The sequence below is a fragment of the Corynebacterium incognita genome (assembly GCF_014217255.1).
In the GTDB taxonomy this organism is placed as follows: Bacteria; Actinomycetota; Actinomycetes; order Mycobacteriales; family Mycobacteriaceae; genus Corynebacterium; species Corynebacterium incognitum.
Map to the genome: position 1 here is coordinate 1,931,586 of NZ_CP059404.1, position 23,642 is coordinate 1,955,227.

At 62.2% G+C, this 23,642-nt stretch carries 24 protein-coding genes; 12 read left to right on the forward strand and 12 right to left on the reverse strand.

Annotated elements, in window-relative coordinates; all coding sequences use genetic code 11:
• Nucleotides 1-17 precede the first annotated feature (17 nt).
• Nucleotides 18-1,235 (reverse strand): MFS transporter, encoded by a 1,218-nt coding sequence (locus H0194_RS08995; protein WP_185175560.1) that lies wholly within the window; start codon nt 1,233-1,235, stop codon nt 18-20.
• 94 nt (nt 1,236-1,329) lie between these two features.
• Between H0194_RS08995 and H0194_RS09000 the strand changes: the two genes are divergently transcribed.
• The gene (locus tag H0194_RS09000; RefSeq protein WP_185175561.1) at nt 1,330-1,743 is read left to right on the forward strand and encodes a YccF domain-containing protein; all 414 of its coding nucleotides are present in this window, start codon (nt 1,330-1,332) and stop codon (nt 1,741-1,743) included.
• A gap of 13 nt (nt 1,744-1,756) precedes the next feature.
• Here H0194_RS09000 and pgi read toward each other — a convergent pair whose 3' ends face one another.
• Complete coding sequence (gene pgi, locus H0194_RS09005; protein ID WP_185175562.1) at nt 1,757-3,391, reverse strand: glucose-6-phosphate isomerase; 1,635 nt, start codon at nt 3,389-3,391, stop codon at nt 1,757-1,759.
• Nucleotides 3,392-3,514: 123 nt separating this feature from the next.
• Nucleotides 3,515-3,823, reverse strand: a complete 309-nt coding sequence (locus H0194_RS09010; protein ID WP_185175563.1) for a chorismate mutase — start codon at nt 3,821-3,823, stop codon at nt 3,515-3,517.
• A 62-nt stretch (nt 3,824-3,885) separates the two neighbouring features.
• Here H0194_RS09010 and H0194_RS09015 point away from each other — a divergent pair, with 62 nt between their 5' ends.
• Nucleotides 3,886-6,444 carry an ATP-dependent helicase gene (locus H0194_RS09015; RefSeq protein WP_246388882.1) on the forward strand — a complete coding sequence of 853 codons (2,559 nt, stop codon included), beginning with the start codon at nt 3,886-3,888 and terminating at the stop codon, nt 6,442-6,444.
• Between the two features lie 22 nt (nt 6,445-6,466).
• On the opposite strand, the gene H0194_RS09020 is transcribed toward H0194_RS09015, so the two are convergent.
• The 5 genes from H0194_RS09020 to H0194_RS09040 all read right to left on the reverse strand — a co-directional run bounded on the left by H0194_RS09020 (nt 6,467) and on the right by H0194_RS09040 (nt 12,355).
• On the reverse strand, nt 6,467-7,201 hold the full coding sequence (locus tag H0194_RS09020; RefSeq protein ID WP_185175565.1) for a M23 family metallopeptidase: 735 nt from the start codon (nt 7,199-7,201) through the stop codon (nt 6,467-6,469).
• Between the two features lie 248 nt (nt 7,202-7,449).
• Entirely contained in the window at nt 7,450-10,206 is a 2,757-nt protein-coding gene (locus tag H0194_RS11080; protein ID WP_185175566.1) for an ABC transporter permease, read from the reverse strand.
• The gene (locus H0194_RS09030; protein WP_185175567.1) at nt 10,199-10,903 is read right to left on the reverse strand and encodes an ABC transporter ATP-binding protein; all 705 of its coding nucleotides are present in this window, start codon (nt 10,901-10,903) and stop codon (nt 10,199-10,201) included. The genes H0194_RS11080 and H0194_RS09030 overlap by 8 nt, the downstream gene beginning before the upstream one ends.
• A complete protein-coding gene (locus tag H0194_RS09035; RefSeq protein WP_343061284.1) occupies nt 10,900-11,418 on the reverse strand; it encodes a PadR family transcriptional regulator in 519 nt (172 codons plus the stop codon). The genes H0194_RS09030 and H0194_RS09035 overlap by 4 nt, the downstream gene beginning before the upstream one ends.
• Nucleotides 11,419-11,581: 163 nt before the next feature.
• Nucleotides 11,582-12,355 (reverse strand): M23 family metallopeptidase, encoded by a 774-nt coding sequence (locus H0194_RS09040; RefSeq protein WP_185175569.1) that lies wholly within the window; start codon nt 12,353-12,355, stop codon nt 11,582-11,584.
• 431 nt (nt 12,356-12,786) lie between these two features.
• Here H0194_RS09040 and H0194_RS09045 point away from each other — a divergent pair, with 431 nt between their 5' ends.
• From H0194_RS09045 to purH, 3 genes are read left to right on the forward strand one after another with little or no spacing between them, the layout of a single operon-like run.
• Nucleotides 12,787-14,382, forward strand: coding sequence for a cell division protein PerM (locus H0194_RS09045; RefSeq protein ID WP_185175570.1), 1,596 nt, complete (start codon nt 12,787-12,789; stop codon nt 14,380-14,382).
• A 34-nt stretch (nt 14,383-14,416) separates the two neighbouring features.
• Complete coding sequence (gene purN, locus H0194_RS09050) at nt 14,417-14,989, forward strand: phosphoribosylglycinamide formyltransferase (protein WP_281382540.1); 573 nt, start codon at nt 14,417-14,419, stop codon at nt 14,987-14,989.
• A gap of 44 nt (nt 14,990-15,033) precedes the next feature.
• The gene (purH, locus tag H0194_RS09055; protein ID WP_185175571.1) at nt 15,034-16,563 is read left to right on the forward strand and encodes a bifunctional phosphoribosylaminoimidazolecarboxamide formyltransferase/IMP cyclohydrolase; all 1,530 of its coding nucleotides are present in this window, start codon (nt 15,034-15,036) and stop codon (nt 16,561-16,563) included.
• A 217-nt stretch (nt 16,564-16,780) separates the two neighbouring features.
• Here purH and rpsR read toward each other — a convergent pair whose 3' ends face one another.
• The 4 genes from rpsR to rpmB are packed head-to-tail and all read right to left on the reverse strand — an operon-like array spanning nt 16,781 to nt 17,758.
• Nucleotides 16,781-17,029, reverse strand: a complete 249-nt coding sequence (gene rpsR / locus H0194_RS09060; protein ID WP_185175572.1) for a 30S ribosomal protein S18 — start codon at nt 17,027-17,029, stop codon at nt 16,781-16,783.
• Between the two features lie 15 nt (nt 17,030-17,044).
• The gene (gene rpsN / locus H0194_RS09065) at nt 17,045-17,350 is read right to left on the reverse strand and encodes a 30S ribosomal protein S14 (RefSeq protein ID WP_185175573.1); all 306 of its coding nucleotides are present in this window, start codon (nt 17,348-17,350) and stop codon (nt 17,045-17,047) included.
• Nucleotides 17,351-17,353: 3 nt separating this feature from the next.
• On the reverse strand, nt 17,354-17,518 hold the full coding sequence (gene rpmG / locus H0194_RS09070; protein ID WP_042530058.1) for a 50S ribosomal protein L33: 165 nt from the start codon (nt 17,516-17,518) through the stop codon (nt 17,354-17,356).
• Nucleotides 17,519-17,521: 3 nt separating this feature from the next.
• Nucleotides 17,522-17,758: a 50S ribosomal protein L28 gene (gene rpmB / locus H0194_RS09075; protein ID WP_185175574.1), complete on the reverse strand. Its 237-nt coding sequence runs from the start codon at nt 17,756-17,758 to the stop codon at nt 17,522-17,524.
• A 512-nt stretch (nt 17,759-18,270) separates the two neighbouring features.
• Between rpmB and H0194_RS09080 the strand changes: the two genes are divergently transcribed.
• The 7 genes from H0194_RS09080 (at nt 18,271) to H0194_RS09110 (ending at nt 23,619) form a co-directional block, all read left to right on the forward strand.
• Nucleotides 18,271-18,537 carry a type B 50S ribosomal protein L31 gene (locus H0194_RS09080; protein ID WP_185175575.1) on the forward strand — a complete coding sequence of 89 codons (267 nt, stop codon included), beginning with the start codon at nt 18,271-18,273 and terminating at the stop codon, nt 18,535-18,537.
• A 15-nt stretch (nt 18,538-18,552) separates the two neighbouring features.
• Complete coding sequence (gene rpmF / locus H0194_RS09085) at nt 18,553-18,726, forward strand: 50S ribosomal protein L32 (protein WP_185175576.1); 174 nt, start codon at nt 18,553-18,555, stop codon at nt 18,724-18,726.
• Between the two features lie 179 nt (nt 18,727-18,905).
• Nucleotides 18,906-19,607, forward strand: coding sequence for a response regulator transcription factor (locus H0194_RS09090; protein WP_185175577.1), 702 nt, complete (start codon nt 18,906-18,908; stop codon nt 19,605-19,607).
• Nucleotides 19,604-21,280 carry a HAMP domain-containing sensor histidine kinase gene (locus H0194_RS09095; RefSeq protein ID WP_185175578.1) on the forward strand — a complete coding sequence of 559 codons (1,677 nt, stop codon included), beginning with the start codon at nt 19,604-19,606 and terminating at the stop codon, nt 21,278-21,280. Before H0194_RS09090 ends, H0194_RS09095 begins: the two co-directional genes overlap by 4 nt.
• Nucleotides 21,281-21,376: 96 nt before the next feature.
• Nucleotides 21,377-22,732 (forward strand): S1C family serine protease, encoded by a 1,356-nt coding sequence (locus H0194_RS09100; RefSeq protein WP_185175579.1) that lies wholly within the window; start codon nt 21,377-21,379, stop codon nt 22,730-22,732.
• 56 nt (nt 22,733-22,788) lie between these two features.
• Entirely contained in the window at nt 22,789-23,379 is a 591-nt protein-coding gene (locus H0194_RS09105) for a MogA/MoaB family molybdenum cofactor biosynthesis protein (protein WP_246389169.1), read from the forward strand.
• A gap of 45 nt (nt 23,380-23,424) precedes the next feature.
• The gene (locus H0194_RS09110) at nt 23,425-23,619 is read left to right on the forward strand and encodes a hypothetical protein (RefSeq protein WP_185175581.1); all 195 of its coding nucleotides are present in this window, start codon (nt 23,425-23,427) and stop codon (nt 23,617-23,619) included.
• Nucleotides 23,620-23,642 lie beyond the last annotated feature (23 nt).

Sequence of the window (23,642 nt, forward strand, 5' to 3'; positions counted from 1 at the left end):
TGGGTTATGGGTGAACCCTAGCTATGAAACGGCAGCTGGTCCTCAACATAGACCTGGCGCGTGGCAAAGAACCCGGCCACGAGCATGACCACACCCATCGAGGACAGTACGCACAGCGCGAGCGTGAAAGTGCCGGTGGCCTGGAATAACACACCGGTCAGCAAGGGGCCGATTGAGGCGATCGTGTAGCCCACGCCTTGGCCAAACGATGTGAGAGCGGTAGCACCTTCTAGAGTTTTTGCGCGAATGTTCACGAGGACCATCGCCATGGAAAACACGATGGTGCCGCCCGCCGACAGCACGCACCACAGCCACGGCAGCGCCAGGGGAGCGAACGCGAGGCCGAGGTGGCCGATGATGAATGCCAGTCCGGATGCCGCGACCGCCGGGAAGACGTTGGCCAACCTACCCGCCAGCCAGGGGCCCAGGAGCGTGACTGGGATGCCCAGCGCCGTCCACAACGCAAGCATCTGCGCCGCGGTGTCGGGAGCCGCCCCGGCCTCCATGAAAATCTGCGGCAGGAAGGTCATCATCGTATAAGCCACCATGGAGTTGCACCCGAACATGAACGCCATGCCCAGGCCCACGGGCGTCTTCCACACCGGCATGCGGAAGTTGAGCTCCGGGGCCGTGACGTTGGGGTTGGGCCCGCGACGGATGAGCAACGGCACCCACGCGATCGTCGCGGCCAGGGACACCACGGCCCACAGCCCCAGGGAGATTTGCCAGCCGGGGGCGCCGGCGGCGTCGGCACGCAGCATGAGCGGCACCGCGATGACGGGGGCGATGGCGAGCACCACCTGGCCGGTCATCATGTACGTCAGCGACATGCCGGGAACGTGGTTGGGGAAGTACTCGCGGACCACCAGCGGCATGGTGGAATTGAGGATGCCCACGGCAAAGAGCGCGACGATACTGCCCACCAACAGCACGGCCGGGGAGGGATAGGCCACGCGCAACAGCTGCCCCAGAGTGGTCAGCCCCATGGAGACCAACATCATCTCCGAGAGCGTCATCTTCTCCTTCATCCGCGGCAACGCAAATGCGGAAAGCGCGAACATGGCGGTGGGGATGGTGCCGAGGATGCCTACCAGTGAGCCACTCAGGCCAATTTTCTCTTGGATGGTGGGGATGAGCGGGGCCAGCGCCGTGATGGCGGTACGCAGGTTCGCCGCGGAGAGCACGATGGCCAGCGCCGCGGTAAGGCGTGGGTATCTAATGTGTTTGGTGGACATAGCGGATACATACCGTACGCCCTTCATCGCGGGCGCGCGCAGTGAGCCTGCCGACGCTCCGTCTCACGTCCGGCTTGTGACTAGGCTGGGGCACATGAAGACACTGCTCAATATCATTTGGTTCATCTGCGGCGGATTCTTTTTGGCCGCAGGCTACTTCCTGTTCGGCATTATCGCGTGCCTGTTCATTGTCACCATCCCGGCGGGTGTGGCGAGCTTCCGCATGGCCAATTTCGCTCTGTGGCCGTTTGGCCGCTCCGTGGTGCAACCGGTGCGCGGCACCGGCGGCATGAGCGCGGTGAGCAACGTCATCTGGTTCCTCGTTGCGGGTTTGTGGCTGGCGATCGGCCACGTGACCACCGCGGCCGCGCAGGCGGTGACCATTATCGGCCTGCCGCTGGCGTGGGCGAACATCAAGATGATCCCGGTGACCTGCTTCCCGTTTGGCAAGCAGGTCGTGGACTCGGATCACATTCCGTTTGGTTACGAGCCGATGGTTCAGCTCTAGCGTTCGTGACGCGCTAGCGTCGCGAACGGTAGTAGGTGAGCAACGCGTCGGTGGAGGCGTCGCCGGTGTCAGGGGCGACCTCGCCGGCGACGGCGGGGGCGAGGTCGTTGGCCTGCTTCTTGCCCAGCTCCACGCCCCACTGATCGAAGGCGTTGATGTCCCAGATGACGGACTGGGTGAACACGATGTGCTCGTAGAGCGCGATGAGCGCGCCGAGCACGGACGGGGTTAACTCCTCCGCGAGGATGGTGGTGGTGGGGCGGTTGCCCGGCATGACCTTGTGCGGGACGATGTCCGCGTCCACGCCCTCGGCCGCGATCTCTTCCTCGGTCTTGCCAAACGCCAGCACCTTGGTCTGTGCGAAGAAGTTGCCCATGAGCAGGTCATGCATGGAACCGGTGCCGTCGGCCGCCGGGAGGTCCTCCTTCGGGCGGACGAAGCCGATGAAGTCCGCAGGAACCAGGCGGGTGCCCTGGTGGATGAGCTGGAAGAAGGCGTGCTGGCCGTTGGTGCCCGGCTCGCCCCAGTAGATTTCACCGGTGTCCGTGGTCACCGCGGTGCCGTCGCGGCGCACGGACTTGCCCAAGGACTCCATGGTCAGCTGCTGCAGGTAGGCGGGGAAGCGCGCCAGGTCCTGGGAGTAGGGGAGCACCGCGTGGGACTGGGCGCCGTGGAAGTTGGTATACCAGATCCCCAGCAGAGCCATGAGTACGGGAACGTTTTCCTTGGTCGGGGCCGTGGCAAAGTGGCGGTCCATCGCGTGGAATCCCTCAAGGAAGCGCATGAAGTCCAACGGCCCAATGGTGCACATGAGGGACAGGCCGATGGCGGAGGATACGGAGTAGCGGCCGCCTACCCAGTCCCAGAAACCGAACATGTTCTTGGTGTCGATGCCGAACTCGGCGACCTTTTCCGCGTTGGTGGATACCGCCACGAAGTGCTTGGCGATGGCGGACTCGTCGCCGTCGAACTGCTCCAGCAGCCAGCGGCGCGCGGCGTTCGCGTTGGCCAGGGTCTCCTGGGTGGTGAAGGTCTTAGACGCCACGATGAACAGCGTGGAACCCGGGTCCACGCGCTCCAGGGTGGCGGCCATGTCCGCCGGGTCCACGTTGGAGACGAACTCGGCGGAGATACCCGCGACCTCGTAGGAGCGCAGCGCCTGCGCTGCCATGGCGGGGCCCAGGTCGGAGCCACCGATGCCAATGTTGACCACCTTCTTGATGGTGTGTCCGGTGTGTCCCAGCCAGTTGCCGGCGCGCAGGTCCGTGGCAAAATCGCGCATGCGGCCCAAGACCTCGTGGACGTCGGCGGCGACGTCTTGGCCGTCGACGGTCAGGTCTTCCTCCACTGGCAGGCGCAGCGCGGTATGCAGCACCGCGCGGTCCTCGGTGTTGTTGATGTGCTCGCCGACGAGCATTGCTTCTCGACGCTCGCTCAGCCCCGCGGCGTCGGCAAGCGCGGCCAGGGCGTCCAGGACCTCGGAATCCACCAAGTTTTTGGACAGATCGACGTGCAACCCCGCGGCGTCGAAGGTCAGCGACTCAGCGCGCTGTGAGTCCTGAGCAAAAAGCTCGCGCAGCTGCAGATCCTTCTTAGTGGCGAACAGTCCCTTCAGGGCCGCCCATTGCGGCGAAGCGGTGATATCCATGGCGAGGGTGCGTCCTTCCTGACTCCATTGTCGGTGCAGTTAATCTGCCCTCCAAAGTAGCCAAGTTTCCGCCCTGACGTGGGGCGAGCTGGAGGCTCGACGCCATGCGGGGGTAGCGGGCAACTAGCCCAGGCGGCCGCGGCCCATGCGCAGCAAAATGCCCGCGAGCGCGGGGCCTTCTTCGCCGACTTCATCGCGGAAGCGGTTGATGATGGCCACCTCGCGGGTATGCACGAGCTTTGTTCCACCGGAACTCATCCGGGTGCGGCCGATGGCTCGGGAGATCTCGCTGCGGCGCTTGACTGCCTCCAGGATGATGTTGTCCATCCGGTCGATCTCTTCGCGGTAGCGCTGGATCTCCTGATCCGAGAGGGGATCATCGGTGCCGGACGGCATGCGCACGGCGAATGCATCGCTCAAGTCTTCAGTCATAAATAGCCATTGTCCTCCTTTTCCGGGTGATGTCCACCTCGCGATGTAAGTTGGAAGGCATCATGGAATCCACAGACAATACTTCTCCCTTTCAGCCGTCAGCGTCCAACCCTTTCGGGGGACCACGCGAGGGCGCGACGCCGCCTGCAGAGCCTGCGGGGCAATCCGGTGCGCAGCCAGGCGCGCGGCCAGACTCGCGGCCTGACGCGCAGGGTGCGGCCGCCGCGGGCTATGAACCGCCGCTGCTGCAGGGGCTGAACCCGCAGCAACGCGAAGCGGTGTTGCACTCAGGTGCGCCGCTGCTCATCGTGGCGGGCGCGGGTTCGGGCAAGACGGCGGTGCTGACCCGGCGGATTGCTTATCTCATGCAGGGGCGCGGGGTATCGCCGTTTGAGATTTTGGCCATTACCTTTACTAACAAGGCCGCAGCCGAGATGAAGGAACGCGTTGGGCAGCTCGTCGGTCCGGTGGCGGAGCGCATGTGGGTGTCCACGTTTCACTCCACGTGTGTGCGCATCCTCCGCCAGCAGGCGCAGCTGGTGCCCGGTCTGAACACTAATTTCAGTATTTATGACGGCGATGATTCACGGCGTCTTTTGTCCATGATCGCCAAGGAGAAGGGGCTGGACCTCAAGCAGTACCCCGCCCGCGCGCTGGCCAACCACATCTCTCACCACAAGAATGAGCTCGTCGGGCCGGAGCGCGCGCTGGAACTGGCGCAGTACACCCGCGCACCCTTCGAACTCACTGCTGCGGACGTCTATATGGAGTACCAGCGCCGCCTGCGAGCGGCCAACGCTGTGGACTTCGACGATCTCATCGGCGAGGTCGTAGGTATCTTCACCAACTATCCGCAAGTGCGAGACTTTTACCGGCGCCGTTTCAAGCACGTCTTGATTGACGAGTATCAGGACACCAACCACGCCCAGTACCGACTCGTTGCCGAGCTGGTTGGCCAGGAAGAAGGCGGCCCGGAGCTGTGCGTGGTGGGTGATTCCGATCAGTCCATCTACGCGTTCCGCGGCGCGACGATCCGCAATATCGAGGAATTCGAGCGCGACTACCCGCAGGCGCGCACCATTTTGTTGGAGCAGAACTACCGCTCCACCCAGACCATCCTGAACGCCGCCAACGCAGTGATCGCGCAGAACGAGGGGCGGCGCGAGAAGAACCTGTGGACTGCGCACGGCAGTGGCGAGAAGATCGTGGGCTACGTCGCGGACAACGAACATGACGAGGCTCGGTTTATTGCCACAGAAATCGACGAGCTCGCGGACCGGGGGAGGGACTACTCCGACATCGCGGTGATGTACCGCACCAACAACGCCTCCCGCGCGCTCGAAGACGCGTTTATTCGCTCCGGCATTCCCTACAAGGTCGTCGGCGGCACGCGCTTTTACGAGCGCCGGGAAATCCGGGACCTCGTGGCCTACTTGCGGGTGCTGGATAACCCGGACGACAGCGTGAGCCTGCGGCGCATCGTCAATGTGCCCAAGCGAGCGATCGGGGAGAAAGCCCAAGGCCAGGTGGCTTTGCACGCGGCGAACCGGAACATTAGCTTTGGTGCCGCGTTGCGGGACGCCGCGAATGGCGAGGTGGACATGCTGGCCACCCGCGCCAAGAATGCCATCGCGAACTTCGTGGACATGATGGAGGGCATCACGGAGCAGCTGCCGTCCATGGTCAACCCCGTGACCAACCAGCCGGACCTGGGCCAGCTCATCACGACGATCCTGGATGTCACCGGTTACCGTAGCGAGCTCGAGGCCTCCAATGATCCGCAAGACGGCGCCCGCCTGGATAACCTCAACGAGTTGGTGTCCGTGGCCAACGAGTTCTCCTCCGAAGCCGCGAACCGCGTGGCCTACGAGGAGATGAACGGCGAGGATTTCGTGCCCGAAGAAGGGGAGGCCGCGCCGGGCAGCTTGCAGGCCTTCCTGGAAAAAGTCTCATTGGTGGCGGACACCGATCAGATCCCGGAGCACGAGTCCGGGGTGGTCACCTTAATGACGTTGCACACGGCCAAGGGGCTGGAGTTCCCGGTCGTGTTCCTGACCGGTTGGGAGGACGGGCAGTTCCCGCACATGCGCTCGCTGGGTGATCCCAGGGAGCTCGCGGAGGAACGCCGCCTGGCGTACGTCGGTATTACCCGTGCCCGCGAGGAGCTATATCTTATCCGCGCGATGCTGCGTTCTAGCTGGGGTAACCCGACTACCAATCCCGCCAGTCGCTTCCTCGGGGAGATTCCTGCGGATCTCTTCGACTGGCGGCGAGAGGAGCCGAGCAACTCCGATCCGTGGGGCGTGGGCTCCACGTCAAGCGCTAGCTGGGGCGCACCTCGGCAGCCGGGTTCGGGCCGCGGAAGCAGTTGGGGCAACTCCTGGGGCGCTGCGTCTTCCCCTTCGCAACGCCCTCAGAAGAAGGCCCCCGCTACGTCCATGCCTAAGAACAGTGACCTGCACTTGGTGGCCGGTGACCGCGTCAATCACGCGAAGTATGGCCTGGGCACCGTGAAGGAGGTCTCCGGCACGGGTGCCCGCGCTACTGCCATGATTGACTTCGGCTCGGCCGGAACTATCCGCCTCATGCTCATCGGCGGGGTGCCGATGGAGAAGCTCTAGCCCAGCTTGAGCCGAGCGGCCGCTAGCGGACGGTGATACCGGCCTGCTGGAACCACGTCACCGGGTCGGACGCGGACGCACCGTTCGGCCAGATTTCGAAGTGCAGGTGCGGGCCGGTGGACTGGCCCTCGTTGCCGATGGCGGCAATCTGCTGGCCGGCGGTCACGCGCTCGCCCACGCCTACGGCCAAGGTGTTCGCGCTCATGTGGCCGTAGACGGAGATTTCGCCGTTGTCGTGCTGGATGCGGATCCAGTTGCCGTAGCCGCGGGCAGGGCCGGAGTCGATGACCGTTCCGTCCATGACGGCGTAGATCGGGGTGCCGATTGGGTTGGCGATGTCAATGCCGTTGTGCACCGCGCCCCAGCGCTGGCCGTAGCCGGAGGTGAAGGTGCCCGAGGTGGGGAACACTACCGTGCGGCCGTCGGCGTGCTGGCCGCGCTCCGCGGTCATCGTTCCGGAGGTGTCCGGGGCGAAGGCTTCCGCGAGTGCTGGGATGGACTGCGGGTCCAAGACGATGTTGATGGAGCCGTCGGTGGACTCGATTTTCGGGATGACGTCGGCGTTCATGACGGAGTCAGCGGACTCGGCCAGGCCGCGCAGCGCTGCGAACAGCTGCTGGTTGTCTACCCCGGACACCTGCGGCTTGCTAGAGCCGGTGGAGAAGTCAAGGGTCGCGGCTGGGGTGGCAGCGCTGGCGACTGGGGCACCCAGGCCGAGTGCGAGCGCAATGGCTGCCGCCGTGGCAGTTCGCTTCATGGACAATCCTTTACGTGGTTGACACGCCGCACACCTTGAGGCCAAAGCGGCGGAAGTGTTGTATGTGGCGCAAGTGATTAAAGGTAACGAGATAAAGCTAACCTGTAGAGACGTTCCCGGCAACACCTTGGCCCACGTGCTCAATTAGGTTATTTTCGAACCCTGCTCGAACAGCGCAGGGTGTTACATATGTGCCTAAAGTGGCACTTGAGACTATTGTTAACCCTGGGTTAATCTTTCGGGGGTGGCTAGGGGGTAGTCTTTTTCTGCCGTGAGGCGGTCCACGCTTGTACCACCCAGACCACCGCCGCGGCTACCAGCGGGACCACCACACACGTCAGCCCCAGGACCCAATCCGGCCGAAGAAATGCCACCGGGGAAGGCGTCCCCAGTGCCGCCATTTCGGCCCGCGGCCCCGTGCGTTCCAGCGCTGCCGCGCCCACGAGCCCGAGGACGTACCCCACCGCCATAGCCGCTTGTGTGGATAGCCACGTGCGCCACGCCGCCACCTTGGCGTTGAAGCTTGGGTGCGCGCCCAAGTCGTGGAGCAATGACTGTTCCCGGCGCAGCTGCTTATAGCCCAGCGCCGCGGCCAGCAAAGTAACAATGAGACAGGCTAGGGCGAGGGCCCCGGCGGCGCCGAGGTGCGCGCGGACGTCGTAAGGCTGGTGGCGGGCGAACTCCGCCACAAACCCAGGGTGTTCCTTGGCGATGGCATCCGACGGGCCAGTCATGCCCTCCCCGGTGGGTGTCGAATTCGCCTGAATGGCCACAGCCCGCTCCCGTACGGTGACGCCGAGCTCGTCGGCGGTCGCTCCGGCCATGAGCATCGGGCCGTTGTAACGCGCAGGCAGGACCGCCGCCACGGGGACGGACGCGGAGGCAGGCTTCTCCTTGTTGTCCACATCCAGCTTGGTGACGCTGCCGTCAGCAGTGTCCTGTGTAGGAGCGCCCACGTCGAGGGAGCCGATATGCATGGCCTCGCTGATGAGCACGCCGCCGCGGCGCAACGTGTCCGCGGCCAGCTCCCGCTTCTCCGGCGAGGAGAAGACAAACATATCCAGCAGTTTTTCATCGCTGGCTACCAGCGCGTCAGTCCCACTGTTGATGGCCGGAAGGTATGCCGTGACGTTATAGGAAGGCGTCAAGCATTCCGTCCGATTGCCCTTGTCGCCCGACGGAATCTGGCCGATTGGACAAGGGGATGAAACATCCAAACGCAGTGTCGGACCGGTTGAGTAGAAGTCGCTGTTGGCGGGAGAGCCCACCACGTCAAACTCCGCGATGGTCTGTCCTTCCACCTGGTCTAGAAACTCCCTTTCGGCCGCGGCGAGCTCCGCGTCCTCGTCACGGGGACCGGTCACCACGGCGAGGTTGGGGGAGAACGTCTCCTCAACAGCAGCATTGCTCACCCTGCGGTCGATGTCTCCCTGCGCCTCTGCCAGGGTGAATCCGGCGACAGCACACAAGACTGCCGCCACCGCCGGAATAGAGTGAGCGGACTGGCGCACCAGGGCGCGTGCCGCCGTCCGGCAAGTTAACGGCCCACGCCGCGACATCCACCGCGAGGTGGCGAAAACCAAGGCTGGTGCGCAACCCGCCACTCCGACGAGGAAGATGAGTGCCAAGAGCATATCGGTGGAATCGCGGTAGGAGCTTGCCCGGGACATCACGTCAGTCAAGTTGAGAACGGCAATAGTGAGCACGAACCCGGCCAACAACATGGGCGCGACACCCATCCAGCGGCGCCACCGCACCATGCGTTCCGGCGAGTGCCCCTTCATGGCCGCGGCGATGGAATTGCGCGAGACAATCCAGGCTGGCAGGTAGGAGGCGCCTAACGACGCCCCGATGGCCACTGCCGCAATGGCTGCTACCGACAACCATGAGGGGTTAAAGGGCCAGCCGTTAAAGCGCATCGCCCACCAGACCCTGACTCCGATAGTCGCCACAACCATGCCTAGTGCGGTGCCGAGGACGCCGGTGATAGCGCCAAACGCCAAGGCGGATAGCCGCAATTGGCGCGGGGTCGCACCCTGGCCGGCGAGGTGCGCGAACAGGCGGGAGTGGCCGCTAACGTTCAGCGCGAAGAGCGGAGAAATAAATACCAGCATGAGGACGATCCCCAGAATCGCAGTGAGCACCCCGATGGCGGTGTCTCCCCACTGCTTCGAGTTCTCGTAAGGCAGCTGATCGTCGCTGTTGTTCGGGATGGCGGAAACGTATTCTTCCACCACCTCCTTGGGCGGCGGGTTGTTTATGACGGACTGCGAGTGGACGAGGAACCCCGCAGAGTTGAGATCCACGACGTCGTCCCACGTCAGCTCTCGTCCTTCCACCGTCAGTCGGTGGGTGGATTGCTCGGTCGACGGAAGCACGCTCGAGGTGGTTATGCTCTCATACGCCGGGCTTATAGCCACGACTTTGAGCTGCGCGGTGGCGTCTGTGCCGGAATCTGCCGTGCGGGCCGTGACGGTTGATCCCACGTCGGCGCCTAAGGCACGCGCCGCGCTCCATGACAAGGCCACTTCCCCTTCTCCAGGGATGAGCTCGGGCGAAAGCCCCATCTCCGAGCTCAGCTTTATCGGGGATTGCGCGCCGAGCACACCGTAATACAGCTGGTCGGCGGTTCGCAGCTCGATGAAATCCGACTGCGTCCGGAAGGACGTGAGTCCGTCGGGTAGCGCGGCGTCTAGGGCCTTAGCGGCCTCCGGGGACGTCACATTGCTGTAATTATCGCCCTGCGCTTTGTCATCCGTGCTCAGTGGTGAACACCAGGCACGGCGCTGCTCGGGGTCCTGGTAGCACTGCCCGCCGATGAATTCCACGGTGGTGGGGGTGGCCCAGTCCTCTGAAACCTGCAGCCGCGCCGAGCTGTGCAGGTCCATCACGGTGTAAAAACCGACGGGGAGCGCAATGAGGAGAATGCCGACGAGGGCACGCCAGGCCGGGCGGAAGAAATTGCGGCGCACCGGCCTAGTCAACGCGTTGAACGTACTAAGCATGGCGGGAGCCCTCCTCACCGGTGAGCTTGCCGTCGCGCACCATGAGGACGCGATCGGCGTAGGCGGCGAAGCGCGGCTCGTGGGTGACCAGCAGGCCGGTGGCACCGTCGTCGATGGACTCGCGCAACACGCGCATCACGGCGTCGCCAGTGGTGGTATCCAAGGCACCGGTGGGCTCGTCCGCGAGCAGGATGGAACGGGGGCCGACGAGGGCGCGCGCAATGGCTGCGCGCTGCGCCTGCCCGCCGGAGACCTCTTCGGGGAAACGATCCATGACGCCATGGAGCCCGACGCGTTCCAAGGCGGCCTCGGCGGCCTCCTGGCAGCGGCGGCGTGGCATACCGTCGAGCTCGAGGGGCATCGCGACGTTTTCGCCAATCGTGAGTGAGTCCAGTAAATCGGAGTGTTGGAATACGAAGCCGATATGTCGGCGGCGCAGTTCTGCCTTCCGCGTCTCGGAAATATCTGCCGTATCGACGCCGTCGATGAGCACCCGCCCCGCCGTTGGTCGGTGGAGCAGGCCCGCGACGTTGAGCAGGGTGGACTTACCGGAACCGGAAGGCCCCATGACCGCGACGAGTTCGCCGGGGTGAAGTTGCAGCGAGACCTCATCCAGGGCGACGACGCGCCGAGCACCTTCGCCGAAGACGGCGGTGACGTCGTGCAGTTCCACGGGTAGCGGGGCGTAGTTGTTCATGAGGTGGGCTCCTGGGGTGAGTTGAGGGCTTCGACGCGGTCGAGCCAGCGGGCTTGGGCTTCGAGTTCGACGATGCGCTTTTCGACGTTCAGTCGCGCAGCGTTGCGGGTTTCCGGCAGGTCGCGGAGCGTGGCGTTGAGTTCGCGCAGATGCCGGAGGTCGGCGAAACGCTGGGCGTCGAGAAGTTCGATGAGGTTGACGCCGGGGGCCGTGTCCGCCATCAGGAACTTGAGTACGAGCTCGTCGCGTTCGTTGCGTACGGGGGCGGGGTCGATGGGCGCGGTCCACCACGTCTGTAGCTCCTGGTGCCCGGCGTCAGTGAGCTCGTAGAGCTGGGCCTGGCGACCGGTGGGGCCGGTGGTGGTGCCTGCGGGCTGCGCGAGTTCGTCACGCTCGAGGCGGGTGAGGGTTTGGGACACTTGGCCCATGTTGAGGGGCCAGATGTCTCCGGTAGCGTGATTGAACTCCTGACGCAGCTGTCCAGCGGTGCGTGGCCCGGGCCGAAGCAGTGCCATGAGTGGATATTTGATGAGCATAACTCTCCGATGGTTACTGGGTAACTAAAGGTTAGGTTACTGGGTAACCATCGGGGTGTCAATGTAGAGCGGAAAAACGGAAGTGGCGGCCCGCGCCATGCGGACCGCCACTTCGCAGTGTTGGTATGTAGTTGTTAAAAAATTAGAGGTTGATACCGCGCTGTGCCAGCCAGCTCTGCGGATCGGACGGGGTGTTGCCGTCTGGGTGAATCTCGAAGTGCAGGTGGGAACCAGTGGAGAAGCCCTCGTTGCCCATGCCGGCGATCTTCTGGCCTGCGGTCACGCGCTGGCCAGCGGTCACGTCCAAGGAGGACATGTGGCCGTACAGGGACAGGGAGCCGTCATCATGCTGGATGCGGATCCAGTTGCCGTAGCCGGAAGCCGGGCCGGACTCGACAACGACGCCGTCCATGACTGCCTTGATCGGGGTGCCCACGGAGTTCGCGATGTCCACGCCGTAGTGGAAGGTGCCCCAACGCGGGCTGAACCCGGAGGTGAAGGTACCCTCGGCGGGCTTAACAATAGACGGTGCGCGGGAAGCCTCGTCAGCCTCAGCGCGCTCCTCGGAGTAGGACACGGCCTTGGTGAGCTGCTCGGAGATGTTTGAGGTCGGCTTTGCCTCGGGGATGGTCAGGATCTGGGGAGCCATCTCCTCGAGGTTTGCGGTGGACTCGGAGGAGCCAGCCTCCATCACATCAGCGTCTGCGGCGAATGTGTAGTCGACAGTGTCAACAGCCTCAGGCTGGTTTTCAACGGCCTGGTCTGCCTGGAGGGAGGCGGCTGCAGCGCCACCTACACCAGCAGTGGATACAGCGCCTGCAGCAACCGTGACGAGTGCCATCCGGCCCTTCGCGGTCTGCGAGGTGTGAATCTTGCGGTGGCGTCCTCCGCCGTTCCGTTGTGTCGTGCTTCGCATCAAACTACTTTCCATTCGAATCTCAATCACAGTCCGTTAGTGGGTTTATGGGATTGTGACCTTCTTGTTACCAACGAGAGGTAACAATAGCGTCTCGATTTATTCGAAGCAACCCGATTCCCCGAAATTCTAAGGATTCTTAGGATTTAGGGTACCCATGGTTGCATTTTTTATTATTTTGACCAGCGGAAAGTAACACGGTGTGACCTTTCCCCCGATCGAGGCATTGAGCTAAATATTAGCTTAGGTTTCGGGGTTTTGCCACTCAAAAAGTCGCCCAAAATAGCTTTAAAGTCTCGCGATCGTAACGCGGCCCGGAGGTGTTACATCTCATTTTCTCATCGTTATAACCGCCGCCAAGTGCTGTTCTCTCGTTATGTTGCGCCGCGCCATGACCGGATCGCCCGCGAACCGTGGCAAAGTAAGACCCGATGAATAGGAACACGAGCCCCCAAACACGGTCGTCGGCACGCGCGCGTGCTCGGAAGTCATCCCAGAAGCTCCACGGCACCTCGGCACCGGCGGCTCGTATTGGCAAAAAGGCCGGCGCGGCCACTAAGGCGCGGAAGAGTGCCTACCCCACCACCATGGCCGGGCGCATTCGTCGCATGTTCTTCACTGTCGCTATACCTAATATTGCGGTCCTGTTGACGATTGCGGTCATCGCTCTCGCAGTCATGCTCCTCGCGGGTTCGCCCTTGGCGTGGCTGCCCACGGCAATTGCTGACATGTGGCTCGTCGCCAATGCGGGCGGGGTGCGCGCAGACGGCATCGACATCAGCGTCGTGCCACTAGTTCCTGCCCTTGGCGTTGCGGCAGCATTGAGCTCCCGCATCCACGCGGCGGTCAAGGACCGCGCCAATATCAAAGATCTCCTCATCCTCTTGTGCTGGGTGGTCGCCATCCCAGCCTTATTGTTCGGCATTGCCTGGTTGATGCTGTGGGATGCGGGAAAGGTGTATGACGTTGCTCCGCCGTCTTTCCTCCCCACATTGCTGCGTGTGGAGCTGCTGCACCTGTCCGCCTTGGGAATCGGCATGGGGCTGCGGCTATGGCGCGCCCTGGCGCGGCGATATTCCGTTCCACTGGAGGCAGTCAGCGGTGCACGCACAGCACTGCGTTTCCTCCTATACATGGTGGGTGCTGGCGCCGTGTTTTATCTCGTCATGATGGTCGCCGGGTATAGCCGTATCAGCGGCATGATGGCCCAGTATCCGAATCTCGACGGTCTGGCGGTCTTGTGTTTGTGGGGGCTGTCGGTGCTGTATCTTCCCAACCTCGCCGCTGCGGCCGCCGCTGTACTGTCCGGTTCGGAGGCTCACATCGGCGATGCGAGCATCAGCCTGTTCTCCATCCACCTGGTGCCGTTGCCGCCGCTGCCCGCCCTGGGAGGAATCCCGGGAGCCGCGGGTCAGTGGGCCATGGTCGTCCTGGTCATCCCCGCCGCAGTGGCGGCCGTGGTATTCCTCCGGGAAAAGACCTCGTGGCGCCACGTGGTGGCCACCAGCGTATTCACTGCGTTGTTTACCCTCGTCGGTGGCTTCTTGACCACCGGCGTCGTGGGGTTCTATGGAGATACAGGGCTATCGCTGTGGCTCACTGCTGGTCTCATGGCCGCCTGGCCCCTGGGCGTCGGCCTTGCTGTAGTAGGCGCCCTCGCCCTCACCTCCCGCCGCGCCGATCCTACGGCTGGCATCACTCCAGACACTACGACTGACGCCACGACCGAAGCCGATGTAGCTGAGCCCGCCCCGGCGGAACAGCCCGAACCGGCCCCTGCGGCGGAGGCGGAGTCAGTGGACGAGGAGGCGCCAGTGGTCGAGGAGACGCCAGACGAAGAGGACACCTCAGAGCCTGCAGACGACGCCACGACCGAGGCCGCGGTTGACGACACCGTGGAGGGGGCGGAGGCTGAAGCCGAGGCGGAGCCCGAGGAAGACGGCGCTGCGGAGGTGGCCGCAGAAGATACACAAGAGGACACCGCCGAGGCGGAACCAGCGGGGGAGCAGAACCCGGAGCCGAAGTAGGGGGCAAAGCGGGGCGCGCGCTAGGCTAGTGGGCGTGACTTCACCGCTCAACGTTGTCGTTTTGGTTTCAGGAACCGGATCTCTCATGCAGGCCATCGTCGCCGCGCAGGGAGAGACCTTCCGGGTCAGCAAGGTCGTCGCAGACGTGCCGTGCCCTGGCATAGACAAGGCCGCGGCCGCGGGGATCGCCACACAGGTGGTGCCACTCGGCGTCGACAGGCAGCAATGGAACCGGGAGCTTGCCGACGCCGTCGGGGAGTGCGACCTTGTAGTCTCCGCCGGGTTTATGAAGATCCTGGGCGCGCCATTCTTGGAGCGCTTTGACGGACGTATTATCAATACTCACCCCGCGTTGTTGCCATCGTTCAAGGGCGCGCACGCCGTCCGGGACGCGTTGGACTACGGGGTGAAGGTCACAGGATCGACGGTCCACTACGTTGATTCAGGTGTAGACACCGGCCCCATCATCGCGCAGCGGGCGGTCGACGTTCGCGCTGACGACGATGAGGCCAGCCTGCAAGAGCGCATCAAAGTGGCAGAGCGTGAGCTCATCGTCGAGGTTTTGCGCACAGTAGGTTCACCAGGAAGCCGCCCAGGACATCAATAATCCCCGCGGTCTCCCGCGGGCTTAAGAAAGGTCTCTCACTCCTTATGGATAACACTCGCCGCCCCATCAAACGCGCGCTCATTAGCGTGTATGACAAAACCGGTGTAGAAGATTTGGCACGCGCCTTGGACGCCCAGGGAGTGGAGATCGTCTCCACGGGTTCCACTGCGCAAAAGATTGCTGACCTCGGTGTCAATGTGACCCCCGTGGAAACCCTGACCGGTTTCCCGGAATGCCTGGAAGGGCGCGTTAAGACGCTGCATCCGCGCGTGCACGCTGGCATTTTGGCTGATACCCGAAAGGACGACCACCTGCAACAGCTGCAGGATTTGGAGATTGCCCCGTTTGAGCTCGTGGTGGTGAACCTTTACCCGTTCGTGGAGACGGTGGCCTCGGGCGCTGACTTTGATGGCTGCGTGGAGCAGATCGACATCGGAGGCCCGTCCATGGTCCGCGCCGCGGCGAAGAACCACCCGTCCGTGGCTATCGTTGTGGACCCGGCATGCTATGGAGACGTCGCTGAGGCTGTCGCAGGTGGCGGGTTCACCCTGGAGCAGCGCCGTGAGCTCGCCCGCGACGCCTTCCTGCACACCGCGGAATACGACGCGGCGGTATCCGCGTGGTTTGTGGAGCAGCTGGGAGGCAGTGCCGCTGAGCAGCCGTTGCGCTACGGCGAGAACCCACACCAGAAGGCCTGGATCCAGCGCGAGGGAAGCACCGGCCTGGCCAACGCCGAGCAGCTCGGTGGTAAGGAGATGAGCTACAACAACTACCAGGATGCCGATGCCGCGTGGCGCGCCGCCTGGGACCACGAGCGTCCGTGCGTGGCCATCATCAAGCACGCGAACCCGTGCGGCATCGCGGTGTCTGATGAGTCCATCGCGGCGGCGCACAAGGCGGCGCACGCCTGCGACCCGCTGTCTGCATTCGGCGGCGTCATCGCCGTCAACCGCGAGGTGACCGCGGAGATGGCGCAGCAGGTTGCCGAGGTATTCACCGAGGTCATCATCGCACCGGCCTACGAGGACGCGGCGGTAGAAATCCTCAAGGGGAAGAAGAACCTGCGCATCCTGGTGGCGAAGCACGAGGCGCCGGCGCGGGAGACCCGTCAGATCTCCGGCGGCACCCTGCTGCAGGAGCCGGACACCTACCAGGCGGAAGGTGATAAGTCGGCGAATTGGACTCTCGCCACCGGCGCGGGCTTGGATGAGGCCGGCCTCAAGGAACTGGAGTTTGCATGGCGCGCGGTTCGCTCGGTGAAGTCCAACGCCATCCTGTTGGCTGCCGACGGCGCGACCGTGGGCGTGGGCATGGGGCAGGTCAACCGCGTGGATTCCGCGAAGCTGGCAGTCGAGCGCGCGAATTCGCTGGGGGAGTGGGAGCGTGCGCGTGGGGCCTTCGCGGCCTCCGACGCCTTCTTCCCGTTCGCTGACGGCCTGCAGGTGCTTATCGACGCCGGCGTGAAGGCCGTGGTGCAGCCTGGCGGATCCATCCGCGACGAGGAAGTCGTCGCGGCGGCTGCGGCGGCTGGCATCACGATGTACATGACGGGTACTCGCCACTTCGCTCACTAGAGGTAGCGCTTCGTTCCGAGAGACAGACCTCTGGTTGGCGTCCTACGCCTCTGCATGGCCTAGCTATGCAGAGGTTTGTCGCTCGGGGTTGAGGGAACTGCTTCTAGACAAGGGCATAAAGAAGGCCTCCCAGCGTAACGCTGGGAGGCCTTCGAGGTTCTTTTACCGTGTCACACTTGCCAGCGGCAAAAGTGCGCTGTTGAAACCCAGCTAGTATTTAGCGGGTGGTGAACGGCAGGAGAGCCATTTCGCGGGCGTTCTTCACCGCGGTAGCAACCTGACGCTGCTGCTGCGGGGTCAGACCGGTCACGCGACGGGAACGGATCTTCTGACGATCCGAGATGAACAAACGGAGGGTCTTGGTGTCCTTGTAGTCCACCTTCTCGATACCCTCTGCCTTGAGTGGGTTCTTCTTCGGACGGCGGGTCTGCTCCATCCGGAACTTCTTTTGGTTATTGCGCTTCATGTTGCAATTACCCCTTTACCAGCTGGACTTACGAACGCCTGGCAGCTCACCACGGTGAGCCATGCCACGCATACGGACACGGGACAGGCCGAACTTACGGAGGTAACCGCGCGGACGACCATCGTGGGAGTCGCGGTTACGGATGCGAGAACGGGATGCGTCGCGCGGCTGACGGTTCAGCTCGAACTGTGCATCCAAACGGTCTTCGTCAGAGGTGTTCGGGTTCTTGATGATTGCCTTGAGCTCAGCGCGGCGCTCCGCATAGCGGGCGACGATTTCCTTGCGCTGCTCATTCTTAGCGATCTTGGACTTCTTAGCCATTGATTATCGCTCCTCGCGGAATTCGACGTGCTTGCGAACCACCGGGTCGAACTTCTTCAACGTGATGCGGTCCGGGTTATTGCGCTTGTTCTTGCGGGTCACGTAGGTGTAACCGGTGCCCGCGGTGGACTTCAGCTTGATGATTGGACGGATGTCATTACGTGCCATCTTTTAGATCTTCTCCCCACGTGCGCGAATCTTGGCAACGACGGACTCGATGCCGTCACGGTCGATGATCTTCAGTCCCTTGGTAGAGACGTTCAGGGTGATGGTACGGCCCTCAGAGGGCAGGTAGAACCGACGACGCTGCACGTTGGGGTTCCAACGGCGCGAAGTGCGGCGGTGCGAGTGCGAGACGGTCTTGCCGAACTGCGGCTTGCGTCCCGTTACCTGGCAAATAGCCGACATGGGTTTTCTTTCTCCTAGCCGCCCACATCGTAACTGTTTGGTCTGCCTAAAATAATGAGACTTCGTTGTGCGTGATTTCTTGATACACAATAAGGTTCCCACGTGCTTCGAGTGTGAGGGATGAAGCAAAGGGCAGCGGCCAAATACCAGCTGACGGGGCGTTAACGAACAATTTCGACAACAGCAAGGGGAAATATTACAGCCCGCAACCCCGAAAACCTAATCGCCTGTATGTCGTGCCTTCCTTACCCTTCGCTCGCGGGGGAAGAGCGAAAGGAGTGTGCGATTTTATTTCCCGGGGCTGGCCGAGTATGCTCATTCAAGTTGTCAGGCGCGCGCGTGCTGCGATCATGGTGTAGCCATGAAACGTCGCGCAGTCGCCTGGCCGTGAAGGCACATTATTCGACCCAACCTGGGCACGATTCCCGTCGAGGCTTCGCTAGAAAATACTAGTGGCACGACCGCCCCGCGGGAAACCGACCCAGTGTACAAACCTTAGGGACGTAGAAGATATGAAGAAGGATATCCACCCGGATTACCACCCCGTGGTATTCCAGGACGCTGGCACTGGTAGCCAGTTCCTGACCAAGTCCACCGCAACCTCCGACCGCACCGTGCAGTGGGAAGACGGCAACGAGTACCCACTCATCGTCGTCGACGTGACCTCCGAGTCGCACCCGTTCTGGACCGGTGCACAGCGCGTTATGGACACCGCCGGCCGTGTTGAGAAGTTCAACCAGCGCTACGGTGCCCTGGCTCGTCGTAAGAAGAAGGCTTAAGGGGGGAAATAAACAATGGCAACTCCAAAGTTCAAGAAGTCCCGCGCGAACACCCACTCTCGTCGTTCGCAGTGGAAGGCCGACAACGTTGCTCTGCAGGAAGTGACGATTGACGGCAAGACCGTGCGCATCCCGCGCCGCCTGGTCAAGGCTGCCAAGCTTGGCCTCGTTGACGTAGAGCAGTTCTAAGAACCGCTCTTAAAACCGCTTTACCCCCGCTGAGTTCTTCTCGGCGGGGGCATTTCTTTACCCCCCGGATTCTGGCAAATTGATAAGATTAATCCTTTAGCGGTGGGCTTTTGGGAATTTAATTGCCCAATTTCACAGTTGACGTATTGGTTTTCTCATGTTTAGGCGATAATGATTTCATGAAGATTTTGGTGGTGGATGACGATAGGGAGATTCGTAACTCCCTGCGCCGGTCCCTAGGTTTTAACGGATACGATGTCAGCGTGGCTGAAGATGGTGTGCAGGCTATCGAGCAGGTGCGCTCCGTCGCTCCTGACTTGATAGTCCTTGATGTCATGATGCCCAACAAGGATGGTTTTGAAGTCTGCCGCGAACTCCGCAGCGAAGGCTGGCGGAACCCCATCCTCATGCTCACTGCCCGCGACGGAGTTTCTGACCGTGTTTCCGGTCTGGACGCGGGTGCCGATGACTATCTTCCTAAACCGTTTGCGCTGGAAGAGTTGCTCGCACGCGTTCGTTCGTTGGCTCGCCGCGCCGCCGCTGAATCTACTTCTGGTAACCGCCGCAGTGATGTCTTGCAGCTGAGTTTCGCCGATCTTCAGTTGAACCTGGAAACCCGCGACGTAACCCGGGGTGGCCGTTCCATCTCCTTGACCCGCACCGAGTTCGATTTGCTCAAGGTACTGATGGAGAACCCCAACAAAGTGTTGTCGCGCCAGACCATCTTGGAAGAGGTGTGGGGCTACGAGTTCCCGACCTCTGGCAACGCGCTCGAGGTATACATCGGTTACGTTCGTAAAAAGACTGAAGCCAATGGCGAGGCTCGACTCATCCACACAGTGCGTGGCGTTGGTTACGTGCTCCGGGAGACCGCGCCGTGATCCTTCGGCAACCGGATTCGGTTGACGTTGTCGACCAACCTGTCGACGAATTTGAAGAGGAAAACGTCTCCGAAACCATATCTGGCTGGAGTCGTAAGACTCCGCTGAAGTGGCGTTTGGCTGCCGTTTCTTCGGCAACCGTGCTCTTTGTGGTTATCTTGCTGTCGGTGACCACGTACTGGACTGTGTCCAAAACAATGTACGGAGCTGCGGACCGAGAATTGGACATCAATACGTCCGTGATGCTCGAAAACACGATGGACCCGATGTTTACTCACAACATCGAGGCTGAAGTGGCCCAGTTCAAGCGGTACAACCCTGGTTACCAGGTGTCGGTGTCCCCGCCGGGCACCAAGTTCACATTTGGTGACACGATTCCCGTGGGCGGCAAGTTTCAAGAGACACGCAACGGAGAATTTGTCTCGGTCCGTACCGTGGGCGATACCCGCGTGATGGCTAAGCGGAACAAGTTCGACGCCGTGGTGGTCATGACCTACGATCTGACCGATACGCAGACATTTCTGGTGTCTTTGGGCTGGGTCCTCATGCTCGTTGCCCTAGTCGGCTTGGTGGTATCCATCATCGCGGGTTTCGTGGCTGCCCGCACCGGCCTCGAGCCGGTGGCGCGTCTGAAACGCGCGTTGGACTACACCGCGAAAACAGACGAACTGCGACCGATTACGCAAGAGGGTAACGACGAGTTGGCAAGCTTGGCCACGTCGTTTAACCAGATGATCAGTGCACTGCAAGATTCGCGAAACCGGCAGGCGCAGTTCGTGGCCGACGCCGGACATGAGCTCAAGACGCCGTTGACGTCTATGCAGACCAATATCGAGTTGATGATGATGCTCAATCGCCCGGGGGTCACCAATTCGATCTCCGCGGAGGATCGTGCCGAACTGGAGCAGGACATCAAGGAGCAGATGCGCGAGCTCGCGACGTTGATTTCGGATCTCGTCGACCTCGCCCGCGAGGATGCCCCAGAGAAACCGATGGAAGAGCTCGATCTGCAAGAAGTCTTGGAGATCTCGCTCGAGCGTGCCAAGCGACGCCGCACCGATGTCACGATGGACGTGCACCTGTTCCCGTGGATTATGAACGGCGATTCCTTCGCTCTCGGCCGCGCCACGTTGAATCTAATGGACAATGCTGCGAAGTGGTCGCCGGCGGGTGGCACCGTGCGGGTCTACATGGCGCAAGAACGCGACGACGTCATGACGCTGCACCTTGAGGACTCTGGTCCCGGTATCCCGGAGGCCGAGCGGGAGAAAGTCTTTGAGCGCTTCTATCGCGCGCCGGAGTCCCGCTCGATGCCTGGCTCGGGCCTGGGGCTGGCGATCGTTAAGCAGGTGGTAGAGCGCCACCACGGAGTCATTCGTGTAGAGGAATCGCGCGATGGGGGCTGCCACATGATCGTCGAGCTCCCCGGAAAACTGGGTGAACATAAGTTGGATGTTCAAGAGCCTCGAGACGACGATTTGGCGCGGCTGCACCGTTCGGTGGCCGCGCAGCAGGCCGCAGAGAAACGACGTCGGCAAGCAGCAGCTGCAGGCAATGCCGACGGCGCGGGTGCTGCGAAGCTCCCAGGTGAGCGGCCGGACAATGCGCAACCGGCTGACGGCGAGATGTCGCGGTCCCAAGCGTTCGTGGAACGCTGGTTGGGTAATGCCTGATGCCGCTATTTGCGTACAGCTAACGTTCAGGAATTCGTCTCAGAGCTAAAAGCAGCCCTGCAGACATCATCCAGAAGTATGATGCACAATAGTCCTATGAATTACGAAGACAATAATCCGTCGCCTCGGCCGGAGAATCCTCACCAGCCTTCTCCGAAAGGGGCCGAAACCTCGTCCCAAGGGTGGAACCAGCCACGCTACGGAGGAGATGCCTCGAATACTCCGACGCGCAGTCAGGCGCCGGTGTACGGCAACACAAATCCCTACGCCGGGCACGCGTCGCAGGGACAATTCCAGCAGGGGCAAGCACCACAGGGCGGCGACCTCTGGGGGCAGCAGATGGCGCCCGAGGCGTCGCCAAGCGGACAAGGGGCAGGGAAGAAGTCCGTAGGGTTAATGACTGCGCTGGCTCTTATGCTCGCCGGCTCCGTAGCCACCGGAACCATTACTGCGTTGGCGCTCGGTGACCGGGGCAGTAACTCGACCGCCACCGTCAACGAGGCGCTGCAGAAGCCACTGCAAAGCACAGCGCATAACAAAAACAGCGACGGCTCCGTAGAGGCAGTCGCGTCCAAGGTCTTGCCCGCAGTGGTCTCCATCAAGGTGGCGAACTCCCAGGGAGTTGCCGAAGGCTCCGGCTCGATCATCTCCGAGGACGGCTATGTGCTGACCAACCACCACGTGATCGAGGGTGGCAAGGACGGGCAGATTCAGGTCACTATGAATGACGGAAGTCAGCGCATGGCGGAGTTTGTTGCGTCGGATGTCAATACTGATGTTGGCGTTATTAAGATTCACGACGTTTCGGGTTTGCCGTCGCTTGAATTCGGGGATTCTGATTCCCTTGCGGTGGGGCAGTCCGTGGTCGCTATCGGCTCACCGCTGGGCCTTAATGCGACCGTCACGAGCGGCATTGTCTCCGCGTTGGACCGCCCAGTACGGGCAGCACAAGGCGGCGGGCAATCTTCGCTCATCGACGCGATCCAGACAGACGCTGCGGTCAACCCCGGTAATTCAGGTGGTCCGCTCGTGGACATGCACGGCAACCTGGTGGGGATGAACTCGGTAATCGCTTCGTTGTCGTCGCGACAGGAAGGTGGCTCCATTGGCTTGGGCTTCGCCATTCCCTCAAAGTTCGCCAAGCGCGTAGCTGACCAACTTATTAATGAGGGTAAGGCCACCCAGCCCATGCTGGGCGTACAGGTGGACGCCCGCGACCCCGCCTCCACCGGCGCGCTCGTCGTGCGCGTGGAACCCGGCAGCCCAGCGGAGAAAGCGGGAATGAAAGAAGGCGACATCATCACCAAGCTGGATGACCGCATCATCGACGGCGCGGACTCACTCATTGCGGCGACCCGCACCCAAGAGTTCGGGGCGACGGTGACCCTTGAAGTGGCCTCTGGCGAAGGAGAAGACACTCGCCAGGTAGAGGTAACGCTGTCAGGCGAGTAAGTTACTAGACACGAACCCGCGAAGGTGGACACGACAGAAAGATGAGTAATACTGCGATGGAAACCCCCACGACGCTGCCAAACGCTCAGCAAGATACCGCCTCGCGTCTAGGCGATATCGCCGAACCAGATGATGCCTTCCTCATCGCCAGTGAGCAGGAGGATAACCTCGCTCCGCAGCGCCGCGCCCTTGTGGTGTTGGTGACCGACCACCCGGAAAGCTTCGCGGAGGAGGCGAACCGTCTGGTCACCGAGCTGCTGCTGGAGGGGAACTTTCAGGTTGACGCCGCGGTCACGGTGAAGTCCAAGAAATCGAAGATCCGCCAGGCCATCGAGACGGCCGTGGTGGGCGGCGTGGACTTGGTGCTGACCGTTGGCGGTACAGGCGTGGGCCCACGCGATCGCACTCCGGAGGCTACCGAAGCGGTACTAGACATGCGCGTACCCGGCATCGCCCAAGCAGTGTGCTCCTCGGGTCTGGCCTGCGGCGCGGTCGACGCCGGCACGTCTCGCGGTGTCGCCGGCGTGTCCGGCTCCACCGTCATTGTTAACCTGGCTTCCTCGCGCGCCGCGCTGCGCGACGGCATGGCCACCGTCATTCCGCTAGTGCACCACCTGGTAGACCAGCTTCAGCGCTATAGCGTGTAGAACATCCCCTGAGAACACGTCCCCCGATACCGAGGCGAAAACCATATGTCAAAGAAGAGGCGCGCATTCAAGCCTTCGCGCACCCCAGATTATGACCGGAAGGCTGACCGTCCTGACTTCGTGTCGGCGTTTGACGCCGACGGCGAGCGCGTCGTTCCCGTTGATGATGACGCAGTCACCGACGAGCCCGCCAATGCCGAAGAATTTTACCGTGAACAGGTTCCGCCACACCACGGCTAAGGAGTCGGAGCTCAGCTGCACAT